Raw genomic sequence first — 18575 nt, forward strand, 5'->3', positions numbered from 1 at the left:
GTCGGTTTTTGAACGGTGCTTTTTTTCGTTTTCTCGAAAGGATGATGTAGTCTTGGTTCCTGTCAGACTTGTATTGGCTGTTCAAGATGAACAGTATATTGAGCTCTTCTTGCATTATGTACAATGCAGTGAATTTCAACAAAGGTTGGTTGTTACGGCGTTTAGTCGTAGGGATGCATTCTTGCGCTACATCGAGGACTCCCGAGAACTAATTCATGTTGTGTTAGGTGAGTCCTATTTCATGGAATACAAATCCAGCGAGTGTGAGAACCAAATTCCTTGGATTTGTCTCGGCGAGGGAGAGATGGAGCAACAATATGTAGGAAGAGTATCAAAGTATCAGTCGTTACATGCCATGTTATCCATAGTTCTAGGTCTCTACAGAGGGCGTGGAGAAGGGGCTGTATCTTCTGAAGGGAAATGTCAGGTCATTGGGGTTTACTCAGCACTCGGAGGTTCTGGTAAGACTACGGTTGCCCTAAATATAGCCAAGCAGCTCGGAATGCAAGGGAATCGGACTTTCTATTTGAATCTGGAGACGGTGAATGCAGGAATTCCAGGTCAAGGACAGATTCAGAATGGCGGTCAGCGTGCTGGACTTGCCCGTCTGCTATATGACCTAAAGGGAGATGATCTAGGAAAGTCGCCTATATCTCCGGTTTCAACCTATGCATTTAGGCATCCGGCTTTGCAGAGTGATATCTTTAGCCCTGTTGACAATATCAAAGAAATTTTGGAGATGGAAGAGAAGGATACGAGACAATTGATTGATTATATTGTGGATAGTGAACTCTATGATGCTGTAATTGTAGACATCGATTCAGCTCCAAATCATCGGAGCTTTGTAGCACTGGAGAGGTCCGATAAGTTGGTGTGGGTACTACTAGATGAATGGAGTGGTATGCAGAAGACGGATCTATGGATGTCTTATCTGGAACGCTCTTATTCAGCGCTATACAGTTCGATAATGGGGAAAACTTTTTTCGTTGTTAATCGCTATTCTGGGGAGATGTCTGTGCCTTTACCCAAGAGAGGGATGGCGGTTGAAGCAACTCTTTCATACATTTCTACATCGAATCAGGGGATGCATGGAGCCCTGCTGCACTCCCCTTTATTTCAACGAGATATATTGCGATTATGTCGAGAAGTATACACGGAGAAGAGTCTTGTAGCTCGGGGAGGGTTGGTGGATGACAAACGATATGTTTACACTACTGCGGGCCGAGATCCGCTTTGGTCTTGATGTTACTTCAGCGCTAAGTGATGATCAATTACTTGACTATATTGAACGGCGTGTACTTGAAGAGGATAAACTAGTTGATTTAACAGCTGCGGAGAAACGGAAATGGGTTCGGAGATTATATGATTCTTTCCGAGGTTTGGATGCATTGCAGCCACTAGTAGATGATCGCTCGGTGACTGAGATCATGATTAACAATCATGAGGAGATCTTTGTTGAGCGGAGCGGAGAGGTTTGTCGCCTTCCGGTGAAGTTCGAATCCAGAGAGAAGCTAGAGGATATTATTCAGAGCATTGTCTCAGGAGTCAACCGGGTAGTCAATGAATCTTCACCGATTGTGGATGCGAGGTTGAAGAATGGCTCACGGGTCAATATCGTTATGCCACCTGTCGCTTTGAAAGGTCCAACGATGACAATACGTAAATTTCCGGAACGACCTATGACGATGGAACAGCTAGTTGCATGGAATTCACTAAGTAGGGAGGCGGCTGAATTTCTACAGACGTTAGTTAGGAGTAAATACAACATTTTTATAAGTGGTGGTACTGGCTCCGGCAAGACAACGTTCTTAAATGCTCTTTCACAATACATCCCTCCCGATGAGCGTGTAATCACGATTGAAGACTCCGCAGAACTACAAATTGTTACCGTCCCGAACCTGGTATCGCTTGAGACTCGTAATGCCAATACAGAAGGAAAAGGGGAGATATCAGTAAGGGATTTAATTCGCTCCTCACTACGGATGAGGCCAAACCGGATCGTGGTTGGCGAAGTTCGGGGCGGGGAGGCCTTGGACATGCTACAGGCGATGAATACAGGACACGATGGTAGCCTCTCAACGGGCCATGCGAATGGCACAGTAGATATGATCAGCCGTCTGGAGACGATGGTACTTAGCGGAGCGGAATTACCTTTGGGAGTTGTTCGGGGACAGATTGCTTCTGCGATCGATATCTTTGTTCATTTGTCCCGGCTCCGTGATCGCTCCAGACGGGTGACGGAAATCTCTGAAGTGTCCGGGATCCAAGAAGGGGAGGTGATACTTAATCATTTGTATGTATTCAAAGAGGAGGCGGAGCGTGATGGGAAGATAATCGGCCAATTGACAAGAACGGGTAACAAGCTACTGCATGGAGATAAGCTTCGGATGGCGGGGATGACTTCCGACAGTTTTAGAGAGTGGGAGGAGGGGAACTGATATGAAGATCGTATTAAGACGACAAGAGGCAAGAAGATCAGTTTCCTCCCCAAATAAACTGCCGGACTATACAGTTTATGTACTCTCAACGCGGCAGAAGGGGATTTGCTTGTTGGTTGGTGGGGTGGTGCTCTACGGTATAGGCTACGTTTTCTTTCATTCATTATGGATTGCGCTAGTGTTAGCAGGAGGTGCCGTTTTTATACCAAAATATTGGAGTCGTTATTTACTGCGCCGTAGAAGGGATGCTCTAAGTTTAAATTTTAAGCAAGCATTGTATTCCCTGTCCTCTTCACTAGCGGCAGGGCGCTCGGTGGAGAATGGTTTTCATGATGCGATAGAAGATTTAAGACTACTGTATCCCGGTGGAGACAACGATTTAATGATGGAATTGGGGATTATTTGTACAAGGCTGGAGTATGGACAACCCATAGAGGAAGCACTTCAGGATTTCAGTAACCGGGCAGGAAATGAGGACATTGCGAACTTTGCGGATGTATTTACAACATGCAAACGTTCCGGAGGTGATCTTGTGGAGATCGTTAGAAGAACCTCTGCCATCATTAGTGAAAAGCTGGAGATTAGTCAGGAGATCGGTGTCATGATAGCCCAGAAACGGTTCGAAGCAAAGGCCATGATGATGTCTCCTCTGTTGTTTCTTGTATTTATGGATATGACTTCTTCAGATTATATGTCTCCGATGCATAGTGGCATAGGCTTGGTTATTTCAGGTCTGGCGTTATTAGTATTTGGGCTATGTGCCTGGCTAATGATAAGGATCATGGATATCTCGGTATGAAGGGAGTCTTTGTAGATGAATTGGTTCATGGGGGTCCTTCTGCTTGTGCTGATCTCGGTTTGGGGATTCTTATTCCTGCGCTCTACCGGAAAATATCGAAATAGCGCCAGCATGGTGATGGAAGGATTGCGACTTCAACGACTAGCACCCCCTATGTTGTATTTACTTGAGCGATTATCAATCTCTTCTAGGTTTCCAATGTTCTTCTTCAAGATCCAACGCTCGGTACAAAAAATATGTGGTGATCGGCGTAGCGGTGAGTTTACACTACTATTTCTTGCTGAGATGCTCACTTATAGTTGGTTGTTATTAACCTCAGGATGCTTGTTGTCCTTACTGATGGGCGAAGACAATACGATGATGATTATGGGAGCTGCCCTTGCTGTTCTTATTCCAGTTGCACTCTTCAATGATCTTCATCGAAAAGTAGTCAAACGTGAGCACGAGGTCATTCTGGAGTTACCGGAACTACTCAACAAAATCATTCTGCTAGTTGGTGCAGGATCTACAGTTCAGCAAGCCATCAAACAGTGTCTTGAACGGAAACGAGGAGAAGCGAATCACCCTTTATATCGTGAGTTATTTCAGATGCAACGAGAGTTGGAGAGTGGGGATCCATTTCAACAGGCATTGGAAGGATTCAGCAAACGGTGTGGGATTCAGGAGGTATCTGCTTTTACAACCTCGGTATTACTTAATTTTCGTCGTGGGGGTAATGACTTTGCTCTGGCACTACGTGAATTGTCCCATACCCTTTGGGAAAAGCGGAAGGCGGTTAGCCGCACGCTGGGAGAGCAGGCATCTTCAAAGCTGATGTTCCCGATGATGTTGTTATTTGTGGTGATCATCGTCTTGGTAGGCGCACCAGCATTTATGATCATGGATCTTTGATTTGCAGTTTCATTGCAATTTCAGTCAATCATCATTTTAGGAGGGAAGTTTATGTTAGAAGCAATTCGTGGGAAGGCCAAGGGGTTATGGCGAAATGAAGATGGGCTTGGCATGCTGGAGATGATCTTGATTATTGCGGTAATTGTAATTATCGCTGTTGTATTCAGAAAGCAACTGAAAGAGATGATTGAAAATTTGCTTGGTAAAGCAGCATCCAAGACTGATGAATTCATGGACGGTAAATAAATGAATCTGCTTCGTAATCGGGATGGAAGCTTTACGTTGGAAGCTTCTCTAGTATTTCCAACGATCTTCACTACGCTATTAATTCTATTGTTCTTCTGTTTGTATTTATATCAAAATACACTACTAGGTCACATCGCGACTATGGCGGCGGAACGAAGTGCTTATACCTGGGACAACAGCCACCGAAATCCCAGAACTGGAGCTTTTGAGATCACTGAACACGATTCATTATATTGGCGTTTGAAAGATGATGGTATGCTGCAGGCGATATTTGGATGGAGTGGCCAAACTTCACCGTCGGTGTTGCAATTACCTAGTGAGGCTAACTCGGATAGGGCGTTACCTCTACAAAAGCTTAGCCGAGTAGGTAGTGAAATTCCACAAGGAATCGACGGGGAAATGACATACGGTAATAAGCTGTTATTTCGCAAAATTACAGTATCGATGAATCGTTTGATACCTTTTGCACCATTAGAGCGTGTGATCGGGGATGTAACACAATTTGGCCAATCTACCTCCTATGTCGTTGAGCCCGTTGAATGGATTCGAACTGTAGATTTGGCACGATATTATGGTGCCAAATTTAAAGGTTCAGGGAATGATCATGTAGATAAGAACGAAGCGGGCAAGGCGCTTGATATGTTTGGAAAATGACGTGAGGAGGGAGAATAGAATGTTTAATAGACAGGACTCTGAAAAGGGAGCCGTAACGGTTTTTTTAATCGTAATCTTCACGGCCATCTTTGCATTTGTAGCGATTTTTATTGATTTTGCTAGGATGTATGCGCTACAGACGAAGACGGAGGCTTTAGCTCATGCAGCTACCCGCTCCCTCCTTTCAGCTTACGATAAGGATCTCGTTCAGAAATATGGTTTATTTGCATACGGAGAAACGGATGAGAATTACGTTTTGTCTAAGGTACTTCAGGACAATTTAGATCTAGCTGATCGAAGTGATGATCTACCAATACTGGGCGCTAGACTGGATTCTTCCTCAGTGGAATTACTAAGACCTTTAGGTAATTATTCCGTCTTTGAATCGCAAATTCGTGAGGAAATGAAGTACAAGGCACCTATCGATTTTACGATAGACATTATAAATCGCTTTAAACCGATATCGCAGGTAATGAAGGAGACTTCCAATACAGTAGATTTACTCGGTAAGCTACAGAAGCTGTATGACGAGAGAGAAGAGAAGCTAGATCAATTACTAGATAAGCAAAGGAAGGCTGGATTATCCGCAGAACCGTTGGCGTCCTTGCTACCGCGTTCTGCTTCGCTCCAGGTATCTGATGAAGCGGCGGGTGGGGTGCCATCGACTGCTGCCGACATGGCATCACAATACGCCTCTTACCAGAGCATGGTAATCGAAGACCAAGATAAAGATATTCTAGAGCGGCAACATAGTATAAGAATAAGCTCTTACCGACTTGGAGCGTCAAGGATATTTAGTGAAGCTGAGCGTTCTGTATCACAGGCACAGAGCAAACATAACGATTTATTAGCGGAAGCTAGAGGATTGCTCGAAGAAGTTGTACAGATAAATGAACAGATGAAAGTAATTATTGACCAGTCAGAGCAGCGGTCAGAACAGGATGGTTATAATTCTGTGTCCCAGGGACAGAGCACGGGAGGCTCTGAGAACGTTATAGGTGACAAAGAAATAGCAAAAATCCGCGAGCAAAGTCGAGCGTTACTACTTCCTGCGGACCTTATAGAAGATTTTAGATCCGATATTGGTGGACAAGCCATGCAAATGACTAAGCTCCAAAGTGAAATGAGTTCGTTCTTTACTGAGGAGGGCGGCGTGATGTCAGCCTCTACCTCTTGTGAATCGTTGAAATCTGCTGTATCTGTAGCCAGTAGAGCGGTTGATTCATATTTACATATTTATCTGGATCATGGGGCTAACAATGTATTAGATGAGAATGTCGCAGCACTTGAGCGATATCGTTCCTATGACCGTGAGCGTAAACAAGTGGAGAAAGAGGCGGGAGCTAAACTAAAAGATACTACAAATATCTTGAAACAACTGAAGGAATTAAAGAACATAATGAACCAACATCAGGAACAATTCGACGTTTTAGAATCTTATTTCAATGCAAATCGTCAATTGAATCAAGATGCCTCATCCGAAGAATCAACTGACGGTACCTCAATCGCCAAAGATCCTTATGATGCTGGTAAAGATGCAACCGCAAGCATGGATACCTTTTATGGTGGATTATCTAACATTATGGCAGGGATGACAGACACTTGTTTCCAAGCTGAATATATCGTCAATTATTTTCATTTCTTTGATGTGAGTACACTAGATGAACTACTGAAAGGCAATGGTACAGGGAAGCTGGAAGCTTTAACTGAACAGTTTGCTCCACAGGAACAGGAAGTTGAATACATATTGTACGGATTTCATAATCCAAGCGGTAATATTGCTGCTGCATATGGCGAAATTTTTACTATGAGACTGGCAATAAGGACAATGGAAGGGTTTATTAAGAACGTCAATAAAGGCAATCCATTGCTTATCCTAGCTTCTGCTCTGTTATATGGAGTTGAGAAGGCGATAGAGGATATGCTGACACTGGTACAGAAAGGGAGCGTTCCGCTCTGTGATTTTTTAAAGATTGAATTGAGCTATAGGGATCATTTGCGAATATTTCTCTTTTTACACGGTAGAAGTGAGAAACGATTATCCCGGATGTTATCCGTTATTCGGATGAATACCGGAATTAATCTAGACGAACGAGCAACGTATGCGAAAGGGGAAGTTACAGCGGCAATAAACTTATGGTTCTTGCCAGGTGTAGCTAAGGCTATGGACTCAGCGGGAGCATTGACAGGAAGAGTGGAAGGAAGCAGATATTATGTCGTCAAACAAGCGGACTTCTCATACTAAGAGAGTATTGGGGTCAAAGGGAAGTATTGTACTTGAAGCCTCCCTTGTTATGCCCATATTTATTATCGTTGTGTTCTTCTTCATTTATATGGTCCAAATGGCGCTTATAACTACGCAAATGCACACGGTGACTTCTAATGCGGTCAAATTAGTTTCTTCACACATTTATCCTATCGCTTTAGCGGTGGAAGCTCATACTGAGAATGCAGAGAGTAATAAAGAAGGCTCTGATTGGAAAATTCCCAAACTATCGTTAGCGGATTGGGCTGATCAATATGCTGCCAAATTACCGTCACCATTATCCGATTGGATCAGAGAAGCTGCAGCCAAAGGGGATGAACCACTTCAGGATATGAAGAATACGGTTTTGGAAAGTGTACTCGATCCGGTGATGAAACCTTTGCTACACCCTTTTCTCGAAGAGACGATTCTTAATGAAGATCGGCTACATGTCAGTCGTGTGATTGTCCCGGATTTAAAAACCGGGAAAAATCCCTATTTTGGCATAGAAGTTAGCTATGAGTTACCCATTAAAGTTCCTTTTACGAACCGAAAAATAGTCCTGCAATCAAAAGCAGAAGAGCGCCTTTGGATTGGGGATACCGGAGAATTAAATCAGAACTCAGGTGAAGGAGAGAATACTGAGGGGCTACCAGCTGTAATCCTCTCAAAACCAGAACCTGCTTATGCTGGGCATAAAACACGGGTGTCAGCGAGGATTGAACCTGGATCGACAGCAAAGTTAACTGTTTATTACAAGAGTGGTACCAGTCAGGCCAAATATTTAGGAGAGGCGACTGCAGATGCTAGTGGAACTATTGATTGGGAGTGGCTAGTAGGAGGGAACACCACACCTGGAACGTGGACTTTTGTTGTAGAAACGCAAGATGGATTACGTACAACGGATGTATTTGAGGTTGTAAGTCCAAATAAGAGTTAGACAAACTTTTAGGAGTGAAATGATACCATGCATATAGAATATTGGGGTTGTTTTATTTTACTCAGTGTCGCATTTATAACGGATATGAGGTCAATGAAGATACCGAATTTCGTCACGATGGGCGGAATGATATTGGGGATCTTATTTCATACCATGATGGATGGGAGCTCGGGATTGGTCTTTGCTCTCCAAGGTGCTGGGACTGGTTTTGGTCTGATGTTGATCCTCTATTTACTTGGTGCTGTAGGTGGGGGAGATGTAAAGTTATTTGGTGGAGTGGGAGCTTGGTGCGGTATAGGCTTAACTTTATCCACGATGATGTATTCCATCTTTGCTGCTGGATGCATCGGACTCATCATACTCATTTGGAGAAGAGATTTATTTAATAGATTACGTGGGGTTCTGAGCAGTTTGTTAGGTTCTATAGTTCTGAAAAGTCTCGTACCGATCCAGGCGAATGCCAAGGGTCATCTGCAATTTCCATTCATGCTTGCAGTACTTCCAGGTGCTATTATGGCGTTCTATTATTTTTAATGTGAGGGAGTGACGGCTCATGATGGGGTTGCATGTTGATTTCGTCAGAGATGGCGGGACGTATATGATCTTGAGAGCAGAAGGAGAATTGAGTTCCAATCAGTTAAATCAGGTGCAAAAAGAAATGCTGCTATCAGTAGCTGTACCTGGCTTACTGCGACTGGACATACGGGAGGTAGATTATAAGGTTAGTCTGCACTATGACATTACAGGCAAAAGGATGTTATCCCAATGTCTGAAGAGCGACAAATTCGGTATGACAGAGTTTTACAGCCTTCTACTTCAGATCATTACGGTATTGGATGATAGCAAAGGATATATGTTATCCCCATTAAATTATATTCTTGAAGAGGAATTTATTTTTGTTGAGGAACCACTGGCGAACGGAATCTTATTCTTCACCTACGTGCCTATGAAGGATCAGCTGACACTTGAACCGATCCAAAAAAAGCTATTATCTTTGATCACACGACTTATAACGAACATCTCTCAAATAGAGGGAAATGGGATTCAGAAAATCATTTCTTTTTGTAGTAGTGACCTTTTCTCCATCACGGGATTAAAGAAGATGCTGATTGGATTATTAGCTGATGACAGGTTAATGGAGAGTAAAGGGCCTAGCTCCATGGTTACTAATATGCAAAGTAAATATGAAAGTTCTCAAGTTGTAATCAAAGAATATTTGCCTTCATCTCCTCAAACGGCGGCTGCTAAAGAGAACGTAAGATTTGATCATAACTTCTTGCGGAGAAATGACCCCATCGTGCATCAAGAGCGAGAATCGCCGCGTTTATTCCACCCAGAAGATAACGAGGCTACTGAGCCTACAACTGAAAGCACTTCGAATTCGAGCTCACCAAAGTTAATTCATTTTCTCCTAGGTATCATTCTAATCGATGCTCTTTGCTGGAAGTTTCTATATTTGGACCATCCGGGAAGTTTGAGTAAGTATATATGTCTTACTTTGACTATTCTTCTTGCTGGAATTGTTCTACTTCTATGGAGTGGTAAACTCCCATTACCGTTAAATGGACTGTCAAAGCAACATTCTAAATCCAGCATAGGTATAGACGAGGAGCCTATAGAGGAAGAGCGAGGAGGAAGGGAAACTAGAGGACAGCGGAGGGCCCGGGAATATGACGAAAAATGGAGATGGAATGAAGTAGGAGACGTTAATTTTCCTAATCCACCTAAAGACAGAAGAGAGCCTCAGCCTATTGGGACACCACATTCATTCGAGGTGCCCGTGCAGCAGTCAGCTCAAATACCACAACAAATCTGGAGAGAACGTAATGAAGATTTGGCTTTAGAAAAGGAATCGGTTCTCCCTACTAATCCAGCAACAGTTCTATTGAAGGGACCCGCGGTTCAAGCCAGTTATTCTATGCCGCAGCAGACCATGGATCGTTATTTGGAACGTTGCCATGCCGGGGAGGGTGGAGCAGAGCGTATTCCGTTAAAACCAGGAAGCTTTGTAATTGGTCGTTCGGAAGAAATTGTTCAGTATGTAGAAAAAACAGTTGGGGTTTCACGTGCCCATGTTGAATTGATGGTGACTAACAATAGTTGTACTTTAAAAGATCTGGGCTCCAAAAATGGGACAAAGCTGAACGGTGAACTTCTTGCGCCATATAAGGATTATCCTCTTGAAGTGGGTGACGTATTCTCGATCGCTGAGGTCACTTTTAAATATTGTTGAGTGTATCGAGCTTTTGTGGGAAAAGCTCCGGTTAATTTGGTTTTGCAATAGTTTATCTTTTCCTTCTTAAATCTATTAACGCACTACTCAGCGTTGGATAAGTAAACTCAAAGCCATAACGGAGTGCAGCGCTTGGCAACACTCTCTGCCCTTCCAATAGGAGGGAGGACATATCTCCTAGTGCAGTCCTAAGGAATAAACTCGGAAGCGGAAGCCAGTGTGGTCTATGGTATACCGAGCTTAGAGTGAGTCCAAAATCGTTATTTGTGACAGGATGCGGGCTTACAGCATTGATTGGCCCGGAAATGTCTCGATTAGAGATGCAAAAGTCGATTAAGGAGACGATATCTGCAAGGTGTATCCACGGAATCCATTGATTGCCGCTACCGATTCTTCCACCGATGCCAATTTTATATGGGAGCGCCATCAGTGGATAGGCACCGCCGTTGTTTCCAAGTACAACCCCGGTCCGTAGCTTAACTAGCCGAACACCATGAATTTCGTGATCCGCTGTGCTTTCCCATTGTGTGGTTACATCTGCAAGAAAGTCATTGGAGGATATCGTGGACTCCTCGTCAAACTCCCCCTCAAGTGAGGTCCCGTATATTCCCACAGCTGATCCTTGAATAATAACTTCAGGTTTGATCGTTAAACCATTTACCCACCGAGCAACGGACTTCGTAGCGGTCAATCGTGAAGCTAAAATGTCCGCCTTAGCGGCAGGGGACCAGCGTTGATTGATGGTGGAACCCGCTAAATTAACAACCGCGTTTACTTCGTTATGAGGATACTCGTTATTCTCTAGCTCTTCCCAAGTTACATAGGAAAGGGCAGGATGCTCTAGAGCACGTGTTACGTCTGTTTTATTGCGTGTAACGATAGTCACTTGATATCCCTTTTCCAGCCAATATCCTTTTAATGCACTTCCTATAAATCCAGTTCCTCCACAAATAACGATCCTCAATGTATTCTCCTTTCCCAGTTCCGCATGGAATGTTTGTGGTTATAAAAAAACATCCGACCTTTGACGGAAATAAAAGCTGTCAGGGCCAGATGGATTGTTTATGTAAAATCATTTATTTGTTCATCAAATGCTGGTAAGGCGTATAATCGATCTGATTCTTCTCAAGAAAACGGACGAGAAACTTGTTATCTCTTTGAGGTGTTGCGACAATATAACCTTTGATACAGTGGTCTCTAGTTACTTCATCCGAGCCATCCTCAAGCGCTATTTTACCAATTTCGGCAGCAATAGAGTGTTTGGCAATATCTCTGAACGCACTTGGAACGGGAGCAACAAGTAAATCGAGGAAAGACTTAGCGTCTTCGCTCCAGAGATGACGACTCTTCTCTACCCAGTGATTCTGCCAATCAAGTTTGGACATGCCGTCTGCCTTAGGTAGTACCTTCATAAATTTGCGAAACATAAAGAATCCACCGATCGTCATCGCTCCGAGCATGACAAATCCCCAGAATACAATGGAATTCATGAACCAACGGTTCGGTCCAGACGCGTTAAGCGTATACAAAATAGAGTACCACATGGTCATTATCACCTCATTATTACTCTTATAACACCTAATCTGATAAGGATTATACCTTATTTCTAGATTTATTTCGATATTCGGGATAAAATAGGTGGTGTTTAAGAAGGAGGAGATAAAATGTTGAAGATAGGTTCACATGTTTCGTTCTCAGACAAAGGGTTGTTAAGCGCAACAGCAGAGGCCGCCTCGTACGGCTCTAGCTCGTTCATGATATATACTGGGGCACCACAGAATACACGGCGCAAACCCATTGATTCGATGCATATTGAAGAAGGGCAAGCTGCAATGGCAGCCGCAGGGATTGACGAGATCGTCGTCCATGCACCGTATATCATTAATTTGGGTTCGTATAAGTCTAATACGTACGAGCTTGCTGTCGATTTCCTACAGGAGGAAATTCGTCGTACACACGCACTAGGAGTTCGTAATATTGTGCTTCATCCTGGTGCATTTACGGACAAGGATGCTGAATATGGTATCGCAAGGATTGCCGATGGCTTGAATGAAGTGTTAAATGGTACGAATGAGACTGATGTGAACATTGCACTTGAGACGATGGCAGGTAAAGGTACGGAAATGGGGAGAAGCTTCGAGGAGCTTGCTTCAATTATTGACAAGGTGCAGCATAATGAACGGTTGACCATTTGTCTAGATACTTGCCATATTCATGACGCTGGTTATGATATCGTGAATGATCTGGATGGTGTACTACGTAAGTTCGATGATATCGTTGGTCTAAACCGAATTGCAGTGGTTCACATAAATGATAGTAAAAATCCGGTCGGTGCGGGTAAAGACCGTCATACTCCGATTGGATCGGGCTGGATCGGGTTTGAGGCGATCAACTCAGTTGTTCATCACGAAGCGTTAAAAGGCAGACCTTTCATTCTGGAGACACCTTGGGTTGGTAAGAACCCTAAAACCCAACGTCCGATGTATGAAGTGGAAATCGCGTTACTTCGGGGTGATGTTGCTGAGCGACTAGGACCTAAATTCCTAACGGAAGTTGAGCAGCTAAGTGCATTCTTTGCAAAAAGAGAACTTCACCAACGCGCCTTTGTCCTCGATACTTGGAATCTTCTTAAGAATGATGCTAAGGCGAAAAAAGCAGATCCACGTGAACCAATGGAACGTTTATATGATCTTGTAACAGAAGCAAATCTGTTCCCTGAACACACTGAAGAACAAGTGAATCAACTATTGGTGGCGTGGTTTGCTAGTAAAGCTCTTAATATGTAAAGCAGCGTAACTCACAATGATGCAGGGGGTAAGGAGAGAGATGGATACACACAAAAAGGCGGGCCGACGACCTGTCAAACCGTATGAGAATAACCGTGCACGGATGTTAATATCTTGTCCTGATGGACCTGGTATTGTAGCAGCAGTGTCACATTTTCTGCATCTTCATGGTGCGAATATCGTACAATCGGACCAGTATACGATGGATCCTGAAGGCGGTATGTTCTTCATGAGAATAGAATTTGATATGGAGAATCTTGAAGACAAGCTGGTCTCACTGAAAGAGGATTTTCTCGTTATTGCCGATAAATTTCAAATGAAGTGGGATATTCATCAATTGAGCTACAAGAAGAAGCTCGCCATTTTCGTATCCAAGGAAGACCATTGTTTGGTTGAGCTTCTGTGGCAATGGCAAGCAGGTGATTTGGATGCCGAAATTTCGATGGTCGTCAGTAATCATCCCGATATGAAGGAATATGTAGAATCCTTTGGGATTCCATATCATCATATCCCGGTTACTGCCGATACGAAGGCAGAAGCGGAGCAAAGACAGCTTGATCTTGTAAATGGTCAGGTTGATCTCATTGTCCTGGCTAGATATATGCAGATTGTATCTCCGGCTCTGATTGAACCGTATCGCAACCGGATTATCAATATCCATCACTCTTTCCTTCCTGCGTTTGTAGGTGGCAAACCCTATGCTCAAGCGTATGAGCGCGGCGTTAAAATTATCGGCGCAACCGCTCACTATGTGACTGAACAGCTGGACGGAGGACCAATTATTGAGCAAGACGTTCAACGTGTAAGTCATCGGGATAATGTTAACGAGTTGAAACGGATTGGTCGAACGATTGAGCGGGTTGTACTAGCTCGGGCAGTTAAATGGCATATCGAGGACCGTATTCTTGTTCACCAGAATAAAACGGTTGTTTTTAATTAAATTGAAGCTATGAAAAATACCGTCACAGCAAGGTTTTTTATCCTGCTGGGCGGTTTTTTTTTAATAGCATATTGAAGGGCATATTGTCATTATTCGTAACTTTATAGAGCTGAGTGCGTTATAGTTGAAAAAGTTCCTTTTATTTCAGAGAGGGGAGAATCATTTGTTTCTTCAAGTACAACGAAAGATAACACGTATGTCACTTTGGTTAACCATCATGGTGGCGCTTGTATGTATGTTGCCACAATCGGTTCATGCGGCTGATCCAGCTATTAAAATTCAGAAAAGCGAAATAGGTTATGGAGGGCATGTCAAACTAGGTGAGTGGAGTCCACTTACCATAACGTTGACAAGTGATGTCGATGTCTCTGGCGAAATTGTTGTCCAGACTGAATATCCATTCATTAATGGTAGTGGCTCCTATGTAAAGAAGGTAGATTTACCTGCTGGGACATCGAAAAAGGTGACACTAGGGATACCAGGCAATTTATTTCATGAAAGAAATAACTCTATTCGTTTCTATGAAGGATCTGCTGAGTCCGGTAAGTACATTCCATTTAAAGCAGGTCAGTCTTATATACAATCGACGGATACAGGAAGTACTCTAATCGGAGTGTTAGCGGCAGATCCGGATAGTGTAAACTTCTTGCAAACCTTGAATGCAAAGGGTTTGAATCTTTCGATCATTCCGCTTACGGGAGAGCAAATTCCAGAAGATGCAACCTTATTGAATACTTTGGATGTCATCTTTATAAATGATTTTGCAACAGACAGCTTAAGTTCAAAGCAGATTGAGGCCATTCATTCTTGGGTGGCTAATGGGGGGGCATTAGTATTAGCAGGAGGGTCGGGCTATCCTAAGGCAGTTCAGGGATTAGAAGATTTGTCTCCTGTCGAATACATAGGTCAAACTGACGTTACCTCATTACCAGAACTGGTGAAGCTAGGAGGTAAGCCGTTACCTTTAGAATCGCCTTTCCCAGTATCTTTGGGTAAGCCTAAAGCTGGTGCTGAAGTCGTACTTGAATTTGGAGAAAATCCGTTATTTGCTTCTTGGACCGTAGGAAAAGGGGAAGTCCATTATGCAGCTTATGATGTTGCGATGGAACCTTTGAACTCTTGGAGTGGACATGGTGACGTTTGGAGCAGTGAGCTAAGCACAAAATTTGCTATTACATCTACTAGTAATCAAGGAAGATATGGTAGCCAAAGTGGCTTCATGTCGGGAATGGATTATATACTGGATTATTTCCCATCATTAACGCTTCCCCCATTCTCTTTACTGGTATGGCTGCTTCTCGCTTATGCAGTTCTGGTTGCACCTATTTTGTATTACGTGCTCAAGAAATTAGATAAGAGAGAGTGGGCCTGGCTGCTCATACCGCTAATTGCAGTGATTGCAAGTGGAGGCATTTATGTAGCGGGAACATCAGGCAAATCATCGACGCTTACGCATACTTTAAATATTATGGAGCTTGATGGACAAGGACATGCCGATCGAACGACGGCCTCAGCTCTTTTTGTACCGCGCGGCGGGGATTATAAATTAGAATTTGCTGCAGGTAATCATCTGATCGTAAAGCGTGAGGATGGTCTTATCTCCGGGGGACAGGCAGGAGGCGCTGATAGGCAGTACATCAGAGTACAGGATGAAGCTACCACGGTCAAGTTGAAGGATATGACTCATCGTTCGATAGCTAAATTATGGACGGATGTAACAGAAACAAGGGAGTTCGGCAAGATCAAAGTGGAAGTTGCGTATGACGATCAGGGGAGTCCCGTGGGGACGGTAACAAATGAAACAACAACTGATTTAAGCAATGCTGCGATAATCTTAGGTGGCAAAGTATTCACGCTTGGAGATCTACCGAAGAATAAGAGCATATCGATTCCTGCTACTGCAAATTCACTTGTTTATGGGGATTATGGTTCCATGCTGTTTCCGTATAGTAACTACGGTAATGACGACGAGTGGGAACGAGAAAGAGGGATTTTAAATAATTATTATAGCCGCTCCAATTCCTCAGTAAATAATGCAGTAGTTGCTTGGAGTAAAGAAGAACTGAGCGACTATAAAGTAGATGGCAAAAAAGTGTCGTCTGAAAACCTGAATATGTGGGTTCAATCTGTCTCTCCGAAGTATGAGGCGAACGGTAAGGTGAATATCCCTTTTGGTCTTATCGGTGGTAAGATTAGCAGCGCAAAAGCGGGACAAGCGATGATGGAAGGACCGGGAATAATTCAAATGTCCGATGGTGAGGTTGTCTTTGACTATAACTTATCTAAGACCGATAACATTGACTATTCTTATCTAGCTATCAAGCAAGGAGATAATAACCCTAACTATAAGGCTGAGATATGGAACAACATGAGCGCGGAATGGGAAGAGTTGGATTGGAAGAGCGGTCAAGTGGAATTCACTGAAAATCTTAAATCCTACATCAAAGAAAATAGAAGCATACAAATTCGTTTGACAACAACCGACTGGGCTAACTTTGCTTTGCCGGAAATCTCTCTGAAAGGAGTGGTTAGCCGATGATTGAGATCAAGAACTTAACGAAAACCTATGGCAGCTTTGAGGCATTAAAATCGGTTAATATCTCTATTGATAAGGGGACGGTATTTGGCTTTGTTGGTCCCAATGGCGCAGGTAAATCGACGACGATGTCGATTCTGGCAACATTACTTCTGCCAACCTCCGGTAGCGCAAGCGTCAACGGATTTGATGTGACACAGCATCCTCATGAGGTACGGAAAAGAATCGGTTATATGCCCGATTTCTTCGGCGTTTACGATCATTTTAAGACTACGGAGTATTTGCATTTCTACGGCGCGAGTTATGGCATTCCTAGGGCTGAACGTGACAAGCTTATTCCTCAACTCCTGGAGTTAGTTAATCTAAGCGATAAAAAAGAGGCTTATGTAGACAGTTTATCTAGGGGGATGAAGCAGCGCCTTTGTCTTGCACGTTGTCTGGTTCATGATCCAGATGTGCTTATTTTGGACGAACCTGCTTCGGGTCTAGATCCTCGGGCGAGAATTGAAATGCGGGAAATCTTGAAGGAACTGAAGCTGATGGGTAAAACCATCATTATTTCTTCGCATATCTTACCTGAATTGGCGGAAATGGTTGATGAGATTGGAGTAATCGAGCACGGGGCAATGGTAGCCCAGGGTAAGGTTGCCGATATTCAAAATAGTCTTCGCGTTAAGCGTGTATTGCATATCAGGGTACTTGAGCGATCGGAGGAGCTAGCCGTGCAACTACGAGATGAGGCTTATGTCAGCCAAGTGCTAAGTGATGCTAACGGCGTACATGCGCACTTCAGCGGTGGAGATGCCGAACAGTCTCAGCTCTTAGGTAGAATTATGGATTTAGGTTATCAGGTCGTGTCCTTTAATGAGGCGCAGAGCAATCTGGAGGATGTATTCTTGGAAATTACGAAAGGAGGGGCGTCCAATGAATTGGCGTAGAAAATGGATCAATCCTGTGCTGAATAAAGAATTTGTACTGCGCATGCGGACGCCTCGCTCAGCCTATTCAGTACTTGTATATGTACTAGTTATGGGACTACTTGGCATGGGCATCATCTATGTGATGACGTCGAATTCGAGTAGTACTATGGGACGAATTGATCCCAGCACGAGCCGTATGATGTTCTACGCGCTGAGCATAGCTCAGCTGGTTCTCATCGCATTTATGACACCGGCTCTAACGGCAGGCGTAATCAGTGGTGAACGCGAGAAGCAGACATTGAATATGCTGTTGACGACTCAACAGAGCTCGGCAACCATTATTTTGAGCAAGCTTGTGGCATCGCTTAGCTTTATGACCTTGGTCATTTTGGCTACATTACCTGTATACAGTATTGTATTTCTGTATGGTGGGGTCTCACCCAAGCAGCTCGTATCTGTCTTTTTATTCTATTTATTTGTAATGCTGCTCTTAGGTGCGCTTGGTGTTTTGTTCTCGACGATTTTCAAAAAAACGATGATATCGGTTATTATGACGTATGGCGTAGGCCTAGTTATTTTTCTAGCAACGGGGATCGGATATATTTTTGCAATGGGCATTACGCAAGCCAATAGGTATAGCACAAATGTGACTCCACCGAGTTACTCATGGGTTGGTTATCTACTTGGGCTTAATCCTGCAGGCGCTTTGATTAGTATCTTTGAGCCTTCCTTTTCAGACTCAGTCTTTCTCGTCAATAGCGGTAATGCAGGTGCACCGATCGAATTGTGGCAACAGTTTTTGTTGGTATACAGCGTGATCATCGTAATCGCTTTGTGGCTGGCTATCCGTTACATTCGCCCGGTCAGAAGAAGAGTAAAGGCGAGTCGAGACATGGCGCCTATTGGAACCATGGACAAGATAGACGACTAGATCGATTGTGGCATAG

Annotated in this window: 17 protein-coding genes; 15 read left to right on the forward strand and 2 right to left on the reverse strand. The window is 43.6% G+C overall.

Features of this window, described 5'->3' with window-relative positions:
• Positions 1-52 precede the first annotated feature (52 nt).
• From IEW05_RS03040 to IEW05_RS03085, 10 genes are read left to right on the forward strand one after another with little or no spacing between them, the layout of a single operon-like run.
• Entirely contained in the window at positions 53-1243 is a 1191-nt protein-coding gene (locus IEW05_RS03040) for a P-loop NTPase family protein (protein ID WP_188535694.1), read from the forward strand.
• Entirely contained in the window at positions 1191-2438 is a 1248-nt protein-coding gene (locus tag IEW05_RS03045; protein ID WP_188535696.1) for a TadA family conjugal transfer-associated ATPase, read from the forward strand. The genes IEW05_RS03040 and IEW05_RS03045 overlap by 53 nt, the downstream gene beginning before the upstream one ends.
• A gap of 1 nt (position 2439) precedes the next feature.
• The gene (locus IEW05_RS03050) at positions 2440-3237 is read left to right on the forward strand and encodes a type II secretion system F family protein (protein WP_188535698.1); all 798 of its coding nucleotides are present in this window, start codon (positions 2440-2442) and stop codon (positions 3235-3237) included.
• Between the two features lie 15 nt (positions 3238-3252).
• Positions 3253-4128, forward strand: coding sequence for a type II secretion system F family protein (locus tag IEW05_RS03055; protein ID WP_188535700.1), 876 nt, complete (start codon positions 3253-3255; stop codon positions 4126-4128).
• 51 nt (positions 4129-4179) lie between these two features.
• Positions 4180-4374: a Flp1 family type IVb pilin gene (locus tag IEW05_RS03060; RefSeq protein WP_188535702.1), complete on the forward strand. Its 195-nt coding sequence runs from the start codon at positions 4180-4182 to the stop codon at positions 4372-4374.
• Positions 4375-5028, forward strand: coding sequence for a TadE/TadG family type IV pilus assembly protein (locus tag IEW05_RS03065; RefSeq protein ID WP_188535704.1), 654 nt, complete (start codon positions 4375-4377; stop codon positions 5026-5028).
• A gap of 19 nt (positions 5029-5047) precedes the next feature.
• Positions 5048-7273, forward strand: coding sequence for a hypothetical protein (locus IEW05_RS03070; protein WP_188535706.1), 2226 nt, complete (start codon positions 5048-5050; stop codon positions 7271-7273).
• 49 nt (positions 7274-7322) lie between these two features.
• Complete coding sequence (locus IEW05_RS03075; protein ID WP_229753243.1) at positions 7323-8213, forward strand: pilus assembly protein; 891 nt, start codon at positions 7323-7325, stop codon at positions 8211-8213.
• 27 nt (positions 8214-8240) lie between these two features.
• Positions 8241-8747, forward strand: a complete 507-nt coding sequence (locus IEW05_RS03080; protein ID WP_188535710.1) for an A24 family peptidase — start codon at positions 8241-8243, stop codon at positions 8745-8747.
• A gap of 19 nt (positions 8748-8766) precedes the next feature.
• The gene (locus tag IEW05_RS03085; protein ID WP_188535712.1) at positions 8767-10446 is read left to right on the forward strand and encodes a DUF6382 and FHA domain-containing protein; all 1680 of its coding nucleotides are present in this window, start codon (positions 8767-8769) and stop codon (positions 10444-10446) included.
• A 52-nt stretch (positions 10447-10498) separates the two neighbouring features.
• Here the strand turns inward: IEW05_RS03085 and IEW05_RS03090 are convergent, their stop codons facing one another.
• Positions 10499-11410, reverse strand: a complete 912-nt coding sequence (locus tag IEW05_RS03090) for a TIGR01777 family oxidoreductase (protein WP_188535714.1) — start codon at positions 11408-11410, stop codon at positions 10499-10501.
• A gap of 112 nt (positions 11411-11522) precedes the next feature.
• Positions 11523-11990: a DUF2621 domain-containing protein gene (locus tag IEW05_RS03095; RefSeq protein ID WP_373285773.1), complete on the reverse strand. Its 468-nt coding sequence runs from the start codon at positions 11988-11990 to the stop codon at positions 11523-11525.
• Positions 11991-12110: 120 nt separating this feature from the next.
• Between IEW05_RS03095 and IEW05_RS03100 the strand changes: the two genes are divergently transcribed.
• From IEW05_RS03100 to IEW05_RS03120, 5 genes are all read left to right on the forward strand, one after another.
• Positions 12111-13232 (forward strand): deoxyribonuclease IV, encoded by a 1122-nt coding sequence (locus IEW05_RS03100; protein WP_188535719.1) that lies wholly within the window; start codon positions 12111-12113, stop codon positions 13230-13232.
• Between the two features lie 40 nt (positions 13233-13272).
• Positions 13273-14172 (forward strand): formyltetrahydrofolate deformylase, encoded by a 900-nt coding sequence (gene purU, locus IEW05_RS03105; protein ID WP_188535722.1) that lies wholly within the window; start codon positions 13273-13275, stop codon positions 14170-14172.
• A 163-nt stretch (positions 14173-14335) separates the two neighbouring features.
• Positions 14336-16711: a DUF8725 domain-containing protein gene (locus tag IEW05_RS03110; protein ID WP_188535723.1), complete on the forward strand. Its 2376-nt coding sequence runs from the start codon at positions 14336-14338 to the stop codon at positions 16709-16711.
• On the forward strand, positions 16708-17646 hold the full coding sequence (locus IEW05_RS03115; RefSeq protein WP_188535725.1) for an ABC transporter ATP-binding protein: 939 nt from the start codon (positions 16708-16710) through the stop codon (positions 17644-17646). The genes IEW05_RS03110 and IEW05_RS03115 overlap by 4 nt, the downstream gene beginning before the upstream one ends.
• A complete protein-coding gene (locus IEW05_RS03120) occupies positions 17633-18559 on the forward strand; it encodes an ABC transporter permease (protein WP_188535727.1) in 927 nt (308 codons plus the stop codon). Before IEW05_RS03115 ends, IEW05_RS03120 begins: the two co-directional genes overlap by 14 nt.
• Positions 18560-18575: the final 16 nt, after the last annotated feature.

Source organism: Paenibacillus segetis (genome assembly GCF_014639155.1).
Classification (GTDB): Bacteria; Bacillota; Bacilli; order Paenibacillales; family Paenibacillaceae; genus Fontibacillus; species Fontibacillus segetis.